Annotated in this window: 14 protein-coding genes and 1 pseudogene; 6 read left to right on the forward strand and 9 right to left on the reverse strand. The window is 53.0% G+C overall.

All coding sequences use genetic code 11. From position 1 onward, the window contains the following. Nucleotides 1-153: 153 nt before the first annotated feature. The 3 genes from ldtD to WH279_RS04215 all read left to right on the forward strand — a co-directional run bounded on the left by ldtD (nucleotide 154) and on the right by WH279_RS04215 (nucleotide 3415). Nucleotides 154-2007: a L,D-transpeptidase gene (gene ldtD / locus WH279_RS04205; RefSeq protein ID WP_200640690.1), complete on the forward strand. Its 1854-nt coding sequence runs from the start codon at nucleotides 154-156 to the stop codon at nucleotides 2005-2007. A gap of 187 nt (nucleotides 2008-2194) precedes the next feature. Next, nucleotides 2195-2743 (forward strand): YcbK family protein, encoded by a 549-nt coding sequence (locus tag WH279_RS04210; RefSeq protein WP_200640688.1) that lies wholly within the window; start codon nucleotides 2195-2197, stop codon nucleotides 2741-2743. Nucleotides 2744-2785: 42 nt separating this feature from the next. Next, a complete protein-coding gene (locus WH279_RS04215; RefSeq protein WP_339455105.1) occupies nucleotides 2786-3415 on the forward strand; it encodes an MBL fold metallo-hydrolase in 630 nt (209 codons plus the stop codon). Between the two features lie 100 nt (nucleotides 3416-3515). On the opposite strand, the gene WH279_RS04220 is transcribed toward WH279_RS04215, so the two are convergent. From WH279_RS04220 to pncB, 4 genes are all read right to left on the reverse strand, one after another. Further along, a complete protein-coding gene (locus tag WH279_RS04220) occupies nucleotides 3516-4706 on the reverse strand; it encodes an amino acid aminotransferase (protein ID WP_339455106.1) in 1191 nt (396 codons plus the stop codon). A gap of 190 nt (nucleotides 4707-4896) precedes the next feature. Further along, nucleotides 4897-5982 (reverse strand): porin OmpC, encoded by a 1086-nt coding sequence (gene ompC / locus WH279_RS04225; RefSeq protein WP_339455107.1) that lies wholly within the window; start codon nucleotides 5980-5982, stop codon nucleotides 4897-4899. A 300-nt stretch (nucleotides 5983-6282) separates the two neighbouring features. Further along, on the reverse strand, nucleotides 6283-7683 hold the full coding sequence (asnS, locus tag WH279_RS04230; protein ID WP_133841019.1) for an asparagine--tRNA ligase: 1401 nt from the start codon (nucleotides 7681-7683) through the stop codon (nucleotides 6283-6285). A 226-nt stretch (nucleotides 7684-7909) separates the two neighbouring features. After that, entirely contained in the window at nucleotides 7910-9115 is a 1206-nt protein-coding gene (gene pncB / locus WH279_RS04235) for a nicotinate phosphoribosyltransferase (RefSeq protein WP_200640684.1), read from the reverse strand. A 264-nt stretch (nucleotides 9116-9379) separates the two neighbouring features. Here pncB and pepN point away from each other — a divergent pair, with 264 nt between their 5' ends. Continuing rightward, the gene (gene pepN / locus WH279_RS04240) at nucleotides 9380-11995 is read left to right on the forward strand and encodes an aminopeptidase N (protein ID WP_339455108.1); all 2616 of its coding nucleotides are present in this window, start codon (nucleotides 9380-9382) and stop codon (nucleotides 11993-11995) included. A gap of 57 nt (nucleotides 11996-12052) precedes the next feature. Here the strand turns inward: pepN and ssuB are convergent. The 5 genes and pseudogenes from ssuB to ssuE all read right to left on the reverse strand — a co-directional run. Then, nucleotides 12053-12832 (reverse strand): annotated as a pseudogene (gene ssuB / locus WH279_RS04245) (aliphatic sulfonates ABC transporter ATP-binding protein); the annotation flags it as partial. Nucleotides 12833-12846: 14 nt separating this feature from the next. Further along, the gene (ssuC, locus tag WH279_RS04250) at nucleotides 12847-13629 is read right to left on the reverse strand and encodes an aliphatic sulfonate ABC transporter permease SsuC (RefSeq protein ID WP_339455109.1); all 783 of its coding nucleotides are present in this window, start codon (nucleotides 13627-13629) and stop codon (nucleotides 12847-12849) included. 9 nt (nucleotides 13630-13638) lie between these two features. Further along, complete coding sequence (ssuD, locus tag WH279_RS04255; RefSeq protein ID WP_339455110.1) at nucleotides 13639-14784, reverse strand: FMNH2-dependent alkanesulfonate monooxygenase; 1146 nt, start codon at nucleotides 14782-14784, stop codon at nucleotides 13639-13641. A 15-nt stretch (nucleotides 14785-14799) separates the two neighbouring features. Continuing rightward, nucleotides 14800-15759 (reverse strand): sulfonate ABC transporter substrate-binding protein, encoded by a 960-nt coding sequence (locus tag WH279_RS04260; RefSeq protein WP_339455111.1) that lies wholly within the window; start codon nucleotides 15757-15759, stop codon nucleotides 14800-14802. 14 nt (nucleotides 15760-15773) lie between these two features. Then, entirely contained in the window at nucleotides 15774-16325 is a 552-nt protein-coding gene (ssuE, locus tag WH279_RS04265; RefSeq protein WP_133841012.1) for an NADPH-dependent FMN reductase, read from the reverse strand. A gap of 257 nt (nucleotides 16326-16582) precedes the next feature. Here ssuE and pyrD point away from each other — a divergent pair, with 257 nt between their 5' ends. Then, complete coding sequence (gene pyrD / locus WH279_RS04270; RefSeq protein ID WP_339455112.1) at nucleotides 16583-17593, forward strand: quinone-dependent dihydroorotate dehydrogenase; 1011 nt, start codon at nucleotides 16583-16585, stop codon at nucleotides 17591-17593. A 183-nt stretch (nucleotides 17594-17776) separates the two neighbouring features. Continuing rightward, the gene (locus WH279_RS04275; RefSeq protein WP_200640669.1) at nucleotides 17777-18322 is read left to right on the forward strand and encodes a cell division protein ZapC; all 546 of its coding nucleotides are present in this window, start codon (nucleotides 17777-17779) and stop codon (nucleotides 18320-18322) included. Nucleotides 18323-18334 lie beyond the last annotated feature (12 nt).

Raw genomic sequence — 18334 nt, forward strand, 5'->3', positions numbered from 1 at the left:
AATGGTGCGCAGTGGTAAAATCTCTGTGTCCAGATTACTCTGCATAACGGCATTTGCAACCTAAGAGGCAAATGCCGTTTTCTGTTTCTATACTTATAACAACGACTAATTGCTGCGGGTTACCCATCCGCCAGTCTTAACAGGGAGCAAGGGATGTTGCTGCAGAAATCGTTTTCCACCCAGGCTGTCGCGCTGGGTTGTAGTCTTTTGTGCTGGCTGGTGCCGGTGTCTTCTTCTGTGGCGGGTATTCCACCTGTCTCTGCTCCGATTGTGCAAAGTACCAGCGTCTCGCAGAGTGCGTCGCATCTCAGCGCCTTATTCCCTCAGGGGATGGCACCGTTCTATCTGAAAAACCTTGCACCGTTGTATGCCAGTCGTGGCATGCAGCCGATGTGGCAGGATGAGCAGGCGGTAAAACAGTTCCAGCAACAGCTGGCTGAGGTCGCGATTTCCGGCGTTCAACCGCAGTTTTCCCATTGGGTAAAACAGCTGACTGACCCGAATATTACTGGCCTGGCACGTGATGTGGTGTTGTCTGATGCCATGTTAGGTTATCTGCAGTTTACTTCTGGCGTTCCCAGCAAAGGGGAAACCTGGCTGTACAGCAATGTGCCTTATAAGATGGAAGCCCCGTCTGTCGCGGTGATTAATTTGTGGCAAAACGCGGTAGTGCAGAACCGCCTCAATGGTTTTGTTCTCTCACTGGCCCCGCAGCATCCGCAGTATGTGCGTATGCATCAGGCATTAAAAACGCTGCTGGCAGAAAACCGTCCCTGGCCACAGCTGGTTGATAAGCAGACCCTGCGTCCCGGCCAGATCAGCAATGATGTGCCTGTGCTGCGCGATATTCTTAAACGCACCGGCATGATGTCGGCAGACAGCGAGCCACCAAAACCCACGGAAGAAGTAGTGGGCCCTGTTGATGCGCCGCTGGTCCATGATGATGATAATGCCCAGCCCGATGCCACTGTGCAGGCGAACGTTGATAACAATGTCGTCGTCAGCCCGTCTGCAATGCCGTCAGAAAATAATCCCCAGTCTGCCGTTCCGCAGAATGTCGGTAATGTGCAGGGAACTGTCGCACCTATCAATGCTGATAATGTTTATACTCCGGACCTGGTCGCCGCACTGAAACGCTTCCAGACCTGGCAAGGGTTGGAGGCTGATGGGGCAATAGGCACCCGTACCCGCGAATGGTTAAATGTTTCCCCGCAACGTCGTGCATCGCTGCTGGCATTGAATATCCAACGTCTGAGACTGCTGCCGGATGATATGCACAACGGCATTATGGTGAACATTCCTAATTACTCACTGGCCTACTATGTCAACGGTAATGAAATCCTCTCTTCCCGAGTGATAGTCGGCCGCCCTGACCGTAAAACACCCTTGATGCGCAGCGCGCTGAATAACGTTGTCCTCAACCCACCGTGGAATGTACCCACCACGCTGGTGCGCAAGGATATTGTGCCGAAGGTCAAACAGGACCCGATGTACCTGTATAAGCACAACTATACATTACTGTCGGGCTGGAGCAGTGATGCGCAGGTGGTTGATCCCTCGATGATTGACTGGAGCATGGTATCTGCTGCCTCATTCCCGTATCGCATTCGTCAGGCCCCCGGTCCGACGAATTCACTGGGGCGCTATAAATTCAACATGCCGAGCTCGGATGCAATCTATTTGCATGACACGCCGAATCACGGTCTGTTCCAGAAAGATATTCGTGCTCTCAGCTCTGGCTGCGTACGTGTGAACCGGGCATCCGATCTGGCTAATTTGTTGCTGCAGGATGTGGGCTGGAACGACACGCGGATTTCCAGCACCTTGAAAGAGGGAGATACGCGCTATGTGTCCATCCGTCATCGTATCCCGGTTAACCTCTATTATCTGACCGCCTGGGTGGCAGATGATGGCCAGCCGCAATTTCGTACAGATATTTACAATTATGACAATACGGCACGTTCTGGCGCTCAGGTGCTAACGCAGGCTGGTCAGTTATTGCTCTAATGATTGATTAATCAGCAGTTCCCGGGCAGGGAATGCTTATGCTAAAAAGCCGGTGCTAAGGGTGCTCTGTCACTCTTTGCGCCGGTTTTACTTTTGTTGGGTTGACGTAGGTATTCTCCCCCGGTAAGGTTCGAAACGGTGTAATTAATGCACTGTTCCGAATTCTTTAGCTGGGTAATACTGATTCATGGATAAATTCGACTCTCATCGCCGTAAGTGGCTGACGTTAGGCGGCGCGGCGCTCGGTGTGGCATTGCTCCCCGGGCAGGCTTTTGCCTCGCTTTCAACTTCCCGCCCGCGTGTATTGACGCTTAATAATCTCAATACCGGTGAAAACCTTAAAACGGAATTTTTTAACGGTAAAAGCTATGACAAGGATGAACTGGCACGACTGAATCATTTCTTCCGTGACTACCGGGCCAATAAAAGTAAAAGCATCGATCCCCATCTTTTTGACCAACTCTTCCGTCTGCAATCGCTGCTCGACAGTCGTAAACCGGTACAGCTGATCTCCGGCTACCGTTCCCTCGGCACCAATAACTCATTACGGTCGCATACCCGCGGTGTAGCGAAACATAGCTACCACACGCTGGGGCAGGCGATGGATTTCCACATTGAAGGAATTTCGTTAAGCAATATACGCAAAGCCGCACTTTCGCTGCGGGCGGGTGGTGTAGGATACTACCCAAGTAGTAACTTTGTGCATATTGATACCGGGCCGGTTCGGCACTGGTAAAACGAAATTCCGGCACCCTGTGGTGACCGGTAACGGAGAGTTATGGACTATCATATTATCCCGGTCACTGCGTTCTCGCAGAATTGTTCGGTGATCTGGTGTACGGGTTCAAATGAAGCTGCGCTGGTGGATCCGGGTGGCGACGCAGAGACAATTAAACGTGAAGTGGCAGCCTTGGGTATCGAGCTTACGCAAATACTGTTGACGCACGGTCACCTTGATCATGTCGGTGCCGCTGCTGAACTGGCCGCGCATTATTCTGTACCGATTGTAGGGCCACATAAAGCCGATAAATTCTGGCTCGATAGCCTGCCGACACAAAGTCAGATGTTTGGTTTTGCCGAATGTCCTCCTCTGGCCCCCGATCGGTGGCTGGAAGAGGGTGAGACTGTGCAGGTAGGGCAGACCTCTCTGGAAGTGCTGCTTTGCCCGGGGCATACGCCGGGACACATTGTGTTCTTTGACCGAGCAGGCCGCCTGCTGGTTTCTGGCGATGTGATTTTCAGCGGGGGTGTAGGCCGCTCTGATTTCCCTCAGGGCAGCCACAGCGACCTGATAGCCTCTATTCATAACAAACTGTTGCCACTGGGGGATGACGTCACCTTCATTCCAGGCCACGGACCGATGTCGACGCTGGGGCGTGAACGAATCAGTAATCCGTTCCTGCAATAATCGCATATCGGCATTGGTGCCATAAAAAAGCCTGCTTAAGCAGGCTTTTTTGATCTCGATAATGTTCAGCAGTGGGGCAACGAAAGACCCACCGGTTAAATTACAACACAGCGACGATGGCTTCACACAGTGGAGACATATTGTCAGGTGTCATCCCCGCCACGTTCACACGGCCCGAATTTACCGCGTAGACGCCAAACTCATCTCGCAGGCGCACAACCTGATCTTTCGTCAGGCCGCTGAATGAAAACATCCCATTCTGATCGATGATAAAGCTGAAATCGCCTTTCGCGCCTTTCTCTTGCAGGGTATTCACAAACAGCTGACGCATACGCTGAATACGCTCGCGCATGCTTGTCAGCTCCTGCTCCCACAATGCACGCAGGGCGCTGTTGCCGAGAATGGTGGCGACGACGGCTGCACCGTGTGCGGGTGGGTTAGAATAGTTGGCACGAATGGTGGCTTTCACCTGGCTGAAGGCGGTATCCACGATGGCTGCATCAGCAGCGACCAGGGTGAAAGCGCCGACGCGCTCATTATACAGGCCGAAGTTCTTAGAGTATGAGCTGCATACAATCAGTTCCTGATGGCTGGCAGCAAACGTACGCAGACCTTCGGCATCTTCTTCCAGACCACGGGCAAAGCCCTGATAGGCAAAGTCGAATAGCGGTAACCAGCCTTTCGCCAGTGACAGTTCAGCCAGCTGGGCCCACTGAGCGGCCGTTGGGTCAATGCCGGTGGGGTTGTGGCAGCACCCATGGAACAGCACGATATCACCCGCCTGCGCCGCGCTCAGGCTGTTTAGCAAGCCGTCAAAGTCCAGCACATGCTGTGCAGCATCGTAGTAGTTGTATTCACACACTTCCAGGCCGGCAGCAGCAAAGACATTTTTGTGGTTTGGCCAGCTTGGGTTGCTCACCCAGATACGTTTAGCGCTGGTCTGAGTGGCGATGAAATCGGCTGCAACGCGCAGTGCGCCAGTGCCGCCAGGCGTCTGTGCGGTACGTGCACGATGGTTGCTGATAAGGGCACTGTCTGCTCCGAACAACAGCTCCTGGGTGCAGCGGCCAAAATCGGCGATACCATCAATGCTGAGATAGTTTTTGGTGGTTTCGTTTTCCAGCAGATACTGTTCAGCTTTTTTCACGCTGGTCAGTACCGGCGTTTTGCCGGTTTCATCTTTATACACGCCAATACCGAGGTTGATCTTATTTGTGCGGTCATCAGCGCGGAACAGATCGGCTAAACCAAGAATAGGGTCGGCGGGTGCAGCTGCAATACGTTCAAACATAGTCGAAGTCCGTTAGCTTAGTCTAAAGCGAAGTGAGGACTCAGGGTACCGCCACAAGTGGCAAATTACCAAGCGTTTGCATCAAAAAAAACAGCAGAAAGCGAGTGGGGAAGGGATAAAAACAAAAAAGGGGCCGAAGCCCCTTTTTGATGCACTTTTAATCGCGACCGAAGTCGAGATTAAATGGCAATTAGAACTGGTACACCAGGCCAACACCAACGGTGTTGTCGGTAGAGGTACCGGTTGCACGGGTGTAATCGTTCTCATCCAGCAGGTTGATTTTGTAATCAACATAGGTGGACATGTTTTTGTTAAAGTAGTAGTAGCTACCAACAGAGATGTACTTGTACAGATCCTGGTCACCGATAGTTTCGATGTCCTTGCCTTTAGACTGTACGTAGGCCAGGGATGGACGCAGGCCGAAGTCGAACTGGTACTGAGCAACAGCTTCGAATTTCTGCTCTTTGTTAACTGCACCCAGGTAGTTATCGTCAGAAGAAATGATAGCGGTTGAATTACGGGTTTCACCGTACATTGCGGCCAGGTAAACGTTGTTCGCGTCATACTTAACAGCAGTAGACCAGGCTTCTGCAGATTTTCCGTCGCCAATACCAGTCTGCTGAGTCTCAGTGCGATCAGATTTGGAGTAAGCGGCTGTTACTGCTACGCCAACTGGAGATGTGTAGGTTACAGAAGAACCCCAACCATCGCCGTTTGAATCACGTGGGTCGCGGCTGCCTGACTCATTCTTACCCTGGTATTGCAGAGCGAAGTCAAGGCCATCAACCAGACCGAAGAAGTTGCTGTTACGGTAGGTAGCCAGACCGTTAGAACGACCAACCATGAAGTTATCGTTGTAACCAGAATCACCACCAAATACAGGCAGCACGTCGGTCCATGCCAGTGGGTCGTAACCAACACCGTAGTTACGGCCGTAGTCGAATGAGCCGAACTCAGCAAATTTCAGACCAGCGAAGCCAACACGGGTTTTAGAACCTGAAGTCCCCTGGTTTTCAGCAACGTTGGCCTGGATGTTGTATTCCCACTGGCCGTAACCGGTCAGCTGGTCGTTAATCTGGGTTTCACCTTTGAAACCAAAACGAACGTAAGATTTATCACCGTCTTCGCTAGTGTTATCAGAGAAAGAGTGACGCGCATCAACTTTACCGTACAGGTCCAGTTTGTTGCCATCTTTGTTATAGATTTCTGCTGCGTTAGCGGCACCAGCAGCCAACAGTGCTGGGATCACTACTGCAAGAATGTTGCGCTTCATCATTTTGTTATTACCCTCATTGGAGTTATTTGGACACCTGCCACTGCCGTCAATAATTCTTTACAGAACCAAGATGAGAGTTTGGTGTCTTCCTGTGTCTGCACGCATCTTTCCATTCGCAGCCTGGTTAATCTAGCCCGAAAATGCTACTAATCTCTTATTCTGGTAACAAAGAGAAAATATGTATTACAAAATGTAAAATTCACGGAACTTTGTGAACCAACTCTAAATTTACAAAAATAAAAAAAGGCCAGCGAGGCTGACCTTAGTATATATATGAATTTCTTATATTTAATGCAGAAATCAGAACGTCGCGTTGCGTGGGGTACGTGGGAAGGCGATAACATCCCTTACATTTTGTACACCGGTGACATAGGCGATTAATCGTTCGAAACCTAGTCCGAAACCTGAATGTGGGACCGTACCGTAACGACGCAGGTCGCGGTACCACCAGTAATCTTCTTTATTCAGGCCCATTTCGGCCAGGCGCGCATCCAGCACATCCAGACGCTCTTCACGCTGAGAACCACCAATGATCTCACCAATTCCTGGTGCCAGAACATCCATCGCGGCAACGGTTTTGCCATCATCGTTCAAACGCATATAGAAAGCTTTGATATCTTTCGGGTAGTTCTTTACCACCACCGGTGCTTTGAAGTGTTTCTCTGCCAGATAGCGTTCGTGCTCAGAGGAAAGGTCAATACCCCAGGAGACGGCGTTTTCAAACGTCTGGCCTGACGCCAGCAGGATCTCAACGGCTTCGGTGTAATCTACCTGTGCGAAATCGGTAGTCACAAAACGCTCGAGGCGCGAAATGGCATCTTTGTCTACGCGCTCGGCGAAGAAGGCCATATCATCAGCGCGCTCTTCAAGTACCGCTTTAAACGCGTACTTCAGCATGGCTTCTGCCAGGGCGGCGTTATCTTCCAGGTTGGCGAAGGCCATTTCCGGCTCCAGCATCCAGAATTCCGCCAGGTGACGGCTGGTGTGGGAGTTTTCCGCACGGAAGGTTGGGCCAAAGGTGTAGATTTTGGAAATCGCGCTGGCATAGGTCTCGCCATTAAGCTGGCCTGATACGGTCAGAAACGCTTCTTTGCCGAAGAAATCTTCGTCGTAATTAACTTTACCTTCCGGCGTGCGCGGCAGGTTTTCCAGATCCAGCGTGGATACGCGGAACATTTCGCCAGCGCCTTCGGTATCGGACGCGGTGATCAGCGGCGTAGACACCCAGAAGAAGCCCTGCTCATCGAAGAAACGGTGCAGTGCCTGTGCCAGCGTATGGCGCACACGGGCGACGGCGCCAATCAGGTTGGTACGCGGGCGCAAGTGGGCCACTTCACGCAGGTATTCAATGCTGTGGCGCTTAGCGGCCATTGGGTAAGTATCCGGGTCATCAACCCAGCCGATGACTTCCACGTGGGTGGCCTGAATTTCAAAACTCTGACCTTCCCCCGGAGATTCAACCACTTTACCGGTAATAACCACCGAACAGCCGGTAGTCAGGCGCAATACTTCTTCCTGATAATTATTCAGAGAATTATTAACGACAGCCTGAACGGGATTAAAGCAGGAACCGTCATAAACGGCGATAAAGGAAATACCGGCTTTTGAATCTCTTCGTGTACGCACCCAACCACGTACGGTGACTTCGCTGTCAACCGCGACCCGGCCGTGCAGTACATCCGCTACAGGCACAACGCTCATATAAGTCTCTCACTATTAATCTGAATGAATTACCCCGAATTTAGGGTCTTGCTATGTTACTTGCCGGGCGATGATAAACAAGCGAAATTCCGGCAATAAAGGCAGATTTCTTTAGAAGAAGAGGGAATCTGGGGCCGACACGTGTGCCGACCCCTGAGGTATTCCTATAAATTAAGACAGGCATAAAGCGGAGTGGCCGACCTTCTGTTTCGGTCGGCCAGTGATGCTAGCTGGCTTTTTTGACCAGCGGCAGGTCGAAGGCTTTGCGCAGGGCGCGAACAAAGGCTTTATCCTGGCAAATGGTTTTACCCGGACTGTCCGACAGTTTAGCAACGGGTTTGCCGTTACACTCCACCAGCTTAATCACGATATTAAGCGGTTTAACCTGCGGAATATCGCAGGTCAGGCGGGTACCAATGCCGAAAATAACATTAATACGCTGACCGAAATGGCGGTAAAGCTCCACCGCTTTTTCCAGATCGAGGTTGTCGGAAAATACCAGCGTTTTACTTAGCGGGTCGATACCCAGCTGTTGATAATGTGCGATGGCTTTTTCACCCCATTCCAGCGGATCGCCAGAGTCGTGGCGCAGTCCTTGATAAGCGCTGGCAAACTCAAGGCCGAAATCACGCAGGAAGGCATCCATAGTAATACAGTCTGTCAGGGCAATACCTAACTGGTTCGGGTACTCTTCAAGCCAGGATTGCAGTGCAGCGCGCTGGCAGTTGGCCAGCACCGGGCTAATTTGCTGATGGGCCTGGAACCATTCGTGAGCCTGGGTGCCAACCGGCATGATATCCAGCTGACGTGCCATCTCGTAATTACTGGAGCCAACCAGCCACGGGAAATCCTGTTTCAGTGTACTGACGATCGCCAACTGAACATCGTGTGAGAAACGGCGACGTGTACCGAAATCCATCAGCCGAAAGCGTGACATATCGAGATCGGCGGTCAGCGCTTTAAACTGCGCCAGCTTATTCTTCAACTGGCTGACGGCCATTTCTGGCGTAACCTGCGGTGAGCGATGGCGATGCACCACTTCGCTGATCAGCGCCAGCAGCGGGACTTCCCACATAATCACTTCACGCCACGGCCCGCTGATGCGGATATCCAGTTTGCCCTGGTGGTTACGTACGCGAACCTGAGCGGGGTCATAGCGGTAACTGCGCAGCCAGTTGAGATAATCCGGGGTGAAAAACGGCAGGCCAGAGAGATAAGTGAATTCATCTTCGGTCAGCGTTAATGCGGACATGGTTTCGATTTGTTGTTTTATTTCATCAACATAAATACCCAGCATGTCGTCACCCCGGCAGCGAAACTCGGCGGCAACAGTCACATCGTAATACCGATGGAATACCGCCTGCTGCATATGAAGTTTGTAGGCATCGGTATCGAGCAGCGTCGTCAAAATCGGGGAAGCGTGTCGTGTCATGGTGCGTTTCAGCATCCTCTGGCGAAGAGCGTTATCCCTGGTTCAAATGAAGAAAAAGTCGCAGGAGTATAACTCGAATAGATATTTAGTGAACCCAATCACAGCACAATTCAGACGGAGAGGTCGAGGTAAATACGTGCGATTGTTAATGAAATGTCTTCTTTTATGGCAAAGGCCGCAATTGGCAGTGATTCAACGTGGCAACCTGGTGATAACAGGAATAGACTTGAAAAGGTTAACTAATTATCGACGTGAGAAGGACTTATGACGCAACTGCCACAAGCCAAAAATCGCCATGATTATCGTGCGCCTGACTACACCATTACCGATATTGATTTGACGTTTAATCTCGATGCCAGTACCACGCAGGTTACCGCCATCAGCCAGATTAAACGGTTGGGGGCCAGTGGCGCCGAACTGCGCCTGGATGGCGAAGACCTGACGCTGATCTCGTTGCATGTCGACGATCAGCCCTGGCCGCATTATCGGCAGGAAGAAGGGGCACTGGTGTTACAACAGCTGCCTGAGTCCTTCACGTTAAAAATCGTCAATGACATTCATCCGGATAAAAACACCGCGCTTGAAGGTCTGTACAAATCAGGCGAAGCGCTATGTACCCAGTGTGAAGCGGAAGGTTTCCGTCATATTACCTGGTATCTCGACCGTCCCGACGTGCTGGCGCGTTTTACCACCACCATTATTGCAGAACAGACGCACTATCCTTTCCTGCTTTCTAACGGTAATCGCGTTGATGCCGGGCATATGGAGGATGGCCGCCACTGGGTTAAGTGGCAGGATCCGTTCCCGAAACCTTGCTATCTGTTTGCCGTGGTGGCCGGTGATTTCGACGTGCTGCGTGACAGCTTCACCACCCGTTCTGGCCGTGATGTCGCGTTGGAAATCTTCGTTGATCGGGGCAACCTTGACCGTGCGGACTGGGCGATGACCTCGCTGAAAAACAGTATGAAGTGGGATGAAGAGCGTTTCGGCCTGGAGTACGATCTCGATATCTTTATGATTGTCGCCGTCGACTTCTTCAATATGGGGGCGATGGAGAATAAAGGGCTGAATGTCTTTAACTCCAAATACGTGCTGGCCAAAGCGGAAACCGCCACCGATAAAGACTATCTCGGGATTGAGGCGGTTATCGGTCATGAATACTTCCACAACTGGACCGGTAACCGCGTCACCTGCCGCGACTGGTTCCAGCTCAGTCTGAAAGAGGGACTGACGGTGTTCCGCGATCAGGAGTTCAGTTCTGACCTCGGTTCGCGTGCGGTCAACCGCATTGATAACGTGCGTGTGATGCGCGGTTCACAGTTTGCTGAAGATGCCAGCCCGATGGCGCACCCGATCCGTCCTGAGCAGGTGATCGAGATGAACAACTTCTACACCCTGACGGTGTATGAGAAGGGTTCTGAAGTGATTCGCATGTTGCACACCTTGCTTGGTGAAGAAAACTTCCAGAAAGGCATGCAGCTCTACTTCGAGCGCCATGATGGCAGTGCAGCGACCTGTGATGACTTTGTTCAGGCGATGGAGGATGCTTCCAATGTTGACCTGTCACAGTTCCGCCGTTGGTACAGCCAGTCGGGTACGCCCGTGTTGTCCATCCGTGATGACTACAATCCTGAGCTGGAACAGTACACGTTACATGTGACTCAGATGACGCCGCCAACCGCCGATCAGAAAGAGAAGCTTCCGCTGCATATTCCGCTGGATATTGAGCTGTACGATGGGGAGGGGCAGGTCATTCCGTTACAGCATAATGGCCATCCGGTGCATCATGTACTCAACGTCACTGAGTCTTTCCAGACTTTCGTCTTTGATAAGGTTTACTTCCAGCCTGTGCCTTCCCTGCTGCGCGAATTCTCTGCGCCGGTGAAACTGGACTACAACTGGAGCGATGCGCAGCTCACTTTCCTGATGCGTCATGCGCGCAATGACTTTGCCCGCTGGGATGCGGCGCAGAGCCTGATGGCGAACTACATCAAAATTAACGTGGTCCGCCAGCAGCAGGGGCAACCGCTGTCGCTACCCTTGCACGTGGCGGATGCATTCCGTGCCGTTTTGTTATCGGAGTCCAGCGATCCGGCGCTGATGGCGTTGATCTTGTCTCTGCCGAGTGAAAATGAGATTGCCGAACTGTTCGACATCATTGACCCGCAGGCAAACGCCGTTGTGCGTGAGGCGCTGGTGCGTACGCTGGCAACCGAGCTGGAAGATGAGCTGCTGGCGGTGTATTACGCCAGCCAGACCCCGGAATATCGCATTGAGCACGCGGATATCGGTAAGCGCACATTGAAGAATGTCTGCCTGAGCTATCTGGCCTTTGCGGATGTGGCGCAGGCCGATAAGCTGGTCAGCGCACAGTATCACCATGCTAACAACATGACGGATACCGTGGCGGCCCTGTCGGCTGCCATGGCCGCGCAGCTTCCTTGCCGTACGGCGCTGTTCGCTGATTTCGATGAGCGCTGGCATCAGGATGGTCTGGTGATGGATAAGTGGTTTGCCCTGCAGGCGACCAGCCCGGCTGACGATGTGCTGACGCAGGTGCGCGCACTACTGCATCACCGTTCCTTTACGCTGAGCAATCCGAACCGTATTCGCTCACTGATTGGCGCCTTTGTCTCGGCAAACCCATCGGCGTTCCATGCGGCGGATGGTAGCGGTTATCAGTTCCTGGTCGAAATTCTTAGCGATCTGAATACCCGTAACCCACAGGTTGCGGCGCGCATGATTGAGCCGTTGATTCGTCTGAAGCGTTATGATGCAGGCCGTCAGGCGCTGATGCGCCAGGCTCTGGAGCAGTTGAAAGGGCTGGATAAGCTGTCCGGCGATCTGTTCGAGAAGATCACCAAGGCGCTGAACGCCTGATAAAAGCGGTCAGTGATAAACAAAAAAATGGGCGCTATCTTCGCCCATTTTTATTTTTTAGCCATGTGCATAATGGCGGTTGTGTTGGACGGGTGAACGTTTCATCACGCGGTCGAGCACCTCGGCTTCCAGTTCCGCCAGCTTCACCGATCCTTTACGGCGTGGGCGCGGCAGGTCAACCAGCAGATCCAGCCCGATATTCCCTTCTTCAATCAGCAGAACCCGGTCAGCCATCGCCACCGCTTCGCTGACGTCATGGGTCACCAGCAACACGGTAAAGTGATGCTGTTGCCAAAGCGATTCAATCAGATCCTGCATCTCGATACGGGTTAAGGCATCCAGCGCACCGAGTGGTTCATCCAGCAGCAGCAAGCCAGGGCGGTGGATCAGGGCTCGCGCCAATGCCACGCGTTGTTTTTGTCCGCCAGACAATGCAGCAGGCCACTCTTTAGCACGGTCTGCCAGACCAACGGCATCCAGTGCCGCCAGCGCCTGCTCTTTCCAGGCTTTGCCTTTCAGGCCAAGGCCAACGTTATCGATCACGCTTTTCCACGGCAGCAGGCGCGCATCCTGGAACATCAGACGAATATCTTCCCGTGCTTCATTCAGCGATGCGCTGCCGGCCAGCAGCTCGCCACTGCTGGCTTTCTCCAGCCCGGCCAGCAGTCGTAACAGGGTGCTTTTACCGCAGCCACTACGGCCCACGACGGCGACAAACTGACCCGAGGGAATATGCAGGTCGATGTTATTCAGTACCGTGCGCTGGTTGTATTGCTTGCTGACACCATTGATCACCAGTGGCGTACCGGCATTAAGACGCGCCGGAGACGTGTTTAATTAGCTCATGCGTTTTACTCTTTTAGTTGATACGCCGGATGCCAGCGCAGCCAGACACGCTCCAGCAGCTGAGCGCTGACGTCAGCCAGTTTACCCAGCAGGGCATAAAGAATAATCGCCACCACCACCACATCGGTTTGCAAAAACTCACGGGCATTCATCGCGAGGTAGCCAATGCCGGAGTTGGCTGAAATGGTTTCGGCGACGATCAGCGTCAGCCACATCAGGCCCAGTGCAAAACGCACACCGACCATGATGGAGGGCAGGGCACCCGGCAACACCACCTGGATAAACAGACTCCAGCCAGACAGACCATAACTGCGTGCCATCTCCACCAGCCCCCGATCGATATTACGGATACCATGATAGGTATTCAGGTAAATCGGGAACAGCGTACCCAGCGCGACCAGAAAGATTTTGGCGGATTCATCAATGCCGAACCACAGGATCACCAGCGGGATCAGCGCCAGATGAGGCACGTTGCGCAGCATCTGCACGGAGGTATCGAGCAGGCGCTCACCCAGACGTGACATACCGGTGATCAACCCCAGTATCAGACCAATCGACCCACCGATGCTGAAACCAATCGCCGCACGCCAGCTGCTGATCGCCAGGTGTTGCCACAGTTCACCGCTGGCAGACAGCTTCCAGAAGGTCACCACAATGGCTTCCGGTGACGGCAAAATGCGCGTTGAAAGCCAGCCCATTTGTGAGGCTAACTGCCATACCGCCACCAGCAGAATTGGTAGCGCCCACGGCAGCAGGCCATTGCCGATACGATTAAGGGTCTTACTCATTCTCCACCTCTAACTTTGCGATACTTTTTGTGGGGCAAAATCATGCGCAACATGTTCCCCGTGCGCCTGAACGATCTGCGGTTGCGGGATCGAAGGGACATTAAGATCCAGATGCGGGAACAGCAATTCGCCCACGCGATACGCTTCTTCCAGGTGCGGATAGCCGGAAAGAATAAAGGTCTCAATGCCGAGATCGGCATATTCCTGCATACGAGCCGCCACCGTCGGGCCATCACCCACCAATGCGGTGCCGGCACCGCCGCGGACCAGGCCCACACCTGCCCACAGATTCGGGCTGATCTCAAGCTGGTCACGTTTGCCACCGTGCAGGGCAGCCATTCGCTGCTGGCCAACAGAATCTGTTTTCGCCAGTGCGGCCTGCGCTTTGGCAATGGTCGCATCATCAAGATGCGAGATCAGACGGTCAGCGGCCAGCCATGCCTCTTCATTGGTTTCACGCACAATCACATGCAGACGAATACCAAAACGCACTTTACGCCCTAATGCCGCGGCTTTCGCCTGCACCTGAGCAATTTTTTCTTTGACCTGCTCAGGCGGTTCGCCCCAGGTCAGATAGACATCAACCTGTTCGGCGGCCAGATCCTGCGCGACATCAGACGATCCGCCAAACCACAGTGGGGGACGGGGTTGCTGAACCGGCTTGAACATCAGACGCGCGCCACGTACATGAACATGCTTCCCTTCGTAATCAACCGTTTCGCCTTCCAGCACGCGGCGCCAGACGCGGGTAAACTCGGCAGACTCTGCATAGCGCTCACGGTGATCGAGGAACACGCCATCTCCCGCCAGCTCTTCCGCATCGCCCCCGGTGACCAGATTAAACAGTGCGCGGCCGTTAGAGAGGCGGTCAAGCGTGGCCGCCTGACGAGCAGCCTGCGTGGGCGAGATCACGCCGGGGCGCAGTGCCACCAGGAAGCGCAGACGCTGGGTGACCGGGATCAGCGAAGCGGCAACCAGCCAGGCATCTTCACAGGAGCGGCCGGTCGGGATTAGCACGCCGCCAAATCCCAGGCGATCGGCAGCCTGCGCGATTTGTTGCAGGTAAGCATGATCCACCGGGCGTGCACCGTCGTTGGTGCCTAAATATTTACCATCACCGTGAGTGGGAAGAAACCAGAATACGGAAAGACTCATTGTGTTATTCCTCAATCAATGGGGTGATGGGCCATGCCAGATGCGGCTGGAAATATCGACTTTCACCGGCATCAGCTTGCTGGTGTAAAACAAATCGGCAGTTTGCTGCTGCGCCTGTGCTGTCTTCTCACTGACCAGGGTAATGGCCGTTGGCGGGCGATGATCGAAATAGGTCGAGATGACCGGTTTTGGCAGACCCATCGCCGTTGAGAGCAGGTCCACGCTCTGTTCGCGATGGCTGCGCGTCAGGGCATCGGCCTGGCTAAAGGTATCCAGAACCTGTTGCAGGAACACGCCATTTTTCTCGGTGAACGGGCGAGTTGCGAGGTAGAACGAGCCGGTCAGGTTTAACGTATCGCCGTTTTTCAGCACGCGCACGCCGCCCTGCTGGATGGCCGCAGAGTAATAGGGATCCCAGATTGCCCAGGCGTCAACATCTCCCTGCTGGAAAGCGGCGCGGGCATCCGCAGGCGTCAGAAACGCAGGCTGAATATCATTGAAACCCAGTCCGGCCTCTTTTAAAGCACGTAACAGCAGATTGTGGGAGCTTGAGCCCTTCTGAAAAGCCACTTTATGGCCCTTCAGGTCTGCCACGGTTTTCAATGGACTGTCTTCACGCACCAGAATTACTTCAGATCGTGGTTTTGGCGGTTCGGAACCGACATACAACAGATCCGCGCCAGCGGCCTGAGCGAAAATCGGCGGGATGTCGCCGGTGCTGCCAAGGTCAATGCTGTTGACGTTTAATGCTTCCAGCATCTGTGGCCCGGCAGGGAACTCTACCCATTTAATGGTGGTATGCGGGAAGCGCTTCTCCAGCAGCTGGTGGGATTTCGCCAGCACCATACTGACCGAGCCTTTTTGGTAACCAATACGGACCTGGTCGGGGGCCGGGATGGCGTCAGCAGCAATCGCCTGGCTGGCCAGCAGCCCGGTTATCAGCAGGGTGCTAAATACGCGAGCAAACAATGTCATAGACGGTCACCTTTTCAGACGGCAGCAGCCAGAGGTTGATGGCGGCGGGCAAGTGCATGCCAGAAGGTATCGATCGACTCTGCCAGGCGCTCAGCCAGAATCGGAGAGAGTTCAGGCGTCCGGTCGTAATGGCTGATCTGCGTGTCGTCAGCGAAAACGCCGTGCAGCACTTCCTGCGCTTTCAGTGCATTCAGAACGGGTTTCAGTGCGTAATCGACGGCCAGCAGATGGGCTACGGTGCCCCCTGTTGCCAGCGGTAACACCACTTTATGTTCCAGCGCACGTTCTGGCAGCAGGTCAAGCAGCGTTTTCAATGCCCCGGCAAACGATGCCTTATAGACAGGGGTTGCGACGATCAACCCGTCAGCCGATTCGAGGTCTTCCTTTAAGGCCAGCAGGGCGGGGGAGTCGAAGCGGGCATACAATAAATCTTCGGGATTGAAGTTATGCAGATTCCACGGGATAACCTCGACGCCGCGTTTTTCCAGCGCATGCTGGCAAATGGTCAGTAGTGCGGTGGAGCGTGAAGGAAAACGGGGGCTTCCCGCCAGAGTAATAACGCGCATAACCTCTCCTTATAACCAAAAGTTATTGATAAACGAAATTCAAGAACCGATGGCTCATCCTGACAGAGCGCGTTTGGACGCTTAAATGATTTATCCGGCATATTTTTGCCAGTTTGCACATATAGCGCGGCATAACGGTCTTGATGAAGTAAAAAAACCGTCGATTCAGGCCCGCTTTTGCGCCAGGTCATTTCCCTTTATCCCCTGAAACCCGGATAATACGACCCCGATTTTCCATCGGGACCTCAGGAGTGACCATGTATTACCCTTTCGTTCGTAAGGCGCTGTTTCAGCTCGATCCTGAGCGCGCGCATGACCTGACTTTGCAGCAGTTGAAGCGTATCTCCGGCACCCCGCTGATGGGGCTGATCCGTCAGTCGCTCCCTTTTAAGCCTGTGACCTGCATGGGACTGACTTTTAAGAACCCACTGGGCCTGGCCGCAGGTCTGGATAAAAACGGTGAATGCATTGATGCATTTGGTGCGATGGGATTTGGTTCCATTGAAATTGGTACCGTGACGCCGCGCCCTCAGTCGGGCAATGATAAGCCGCGTATGTTCCGTATTGTTGCAGCGGAAGGGATCATCAACCGCATGGGCTTCAATAATCTGGGCGTTGATAACCTGGTAGAGAATGTTAAAAAAGCCCACTTCGACGGCATCCTCGGCATTAATATTGGCAAGAATAAAGACACGCCGGTAGAGCAGGGGAAAGACGATTATTTAACCTGCATGGATAAGATTTATCCGTATGCCGGCTACATCGCCATCAATATCTCTTCACCGAACACTCCGGGTTTACGATCTTTACAATACGGCGAAGCGCTGGATGATTTACTGGCGGCGATTAAAATCCGTCAAAACGATCTTCAACAGATCCATCATAAATATGTTCCAGTGGCGGTTAAGATCGCACCGGATCTTTCTGAAGAAGAATTGATCCAGGTGGCCGACAGTTTAGTGCGCCACAATATTGATGGCGTGATTGCGACCAATACCACCCTCGATCGTGAGCTGGTAAAAGGATTAAAGCACGCGGAAGAAGCGGGTGGATTAAGCGGCCGTCCGGTACAGCTGCGCAGCACCGAAATCGTTCGCCGTCTGGCGCTGGAATTACAGGGACGCATCCCAATTATTGGCGTCGGTGGGATTGATTCACTGGTTTCGGCGCGCGAAAAAATCACCGCGGGTGCTTCGCTGGTGCAAATATATTCTGGATTTATTTACAAAGGTCCGCCTTTGATAAAAGAAATTGTGACTTATCTCTAGGTTAATTTAGCGTTAAATATGCCAGGGGCTTTATTTTCGGCGCTGTCTCGTTTATATTTTGTTCTGTTTAGGCAATATTAACATTTTACAGAGCGAGCTGAGTGCGTTAACGAAGCCTCTGGTTTCCGGAAAAGGAATATGCTTTCCGGCTACTTGTAACTAAGTATTAATACAGGAACCATCATGAGGATAAAACCAGACGATAACTGGCGTTGGTTTTTCGACGAAGAACATGACCGTATGATGCTCGACCTGGCGGACGGTATGTTATTTCGTTCCCGCTTCCCGCGCAAAATGTTAACGCCTGATGCTTTTGATGTTTCCGGTTTCTGTGTTGATGATGCTGCACTGTTTTTCACCTTTGACGAACGTTGCCGTGATACGCAATTGAATGCCGATCAGCGAGCAGAGCTGGTGCTGAATGCGCTGGTGGCCACGCGTTTCCTGAAACCATTGATGCCTAAAAGCTGGCATTTTGACAGCTATATCCAGGGAAGCTGGCGTCCGGCTGACGGTGAACTGGTTAACGTCAAGGTCTCTGACAGCGGTGAATCGGCAAGTCTGCTGGTGGTAGAGTCTGGTGACAGCGCCGCACTGTGCCTGCTGGCGCAGGCGCAGTTAACCGTTGCTGGTCGTGGAATGGTATTGGGTGATGCGATTAAAATTATGCATGATCGCCTGCTTCCTCACGCCAGTGCAGATGGTATTCGCTTCGCACGCGCGGTGTAAGTCACCGCGCTT

Source organism: Erwinia sp. MYb375, assembly GCF_037479175.1.
GTDB lineage: Bacteria > Pseudomonadota > Gammaproteobacteria > Enterobacterales > Enterobacteriaceae > Erwinia > Erwinia rhapontici.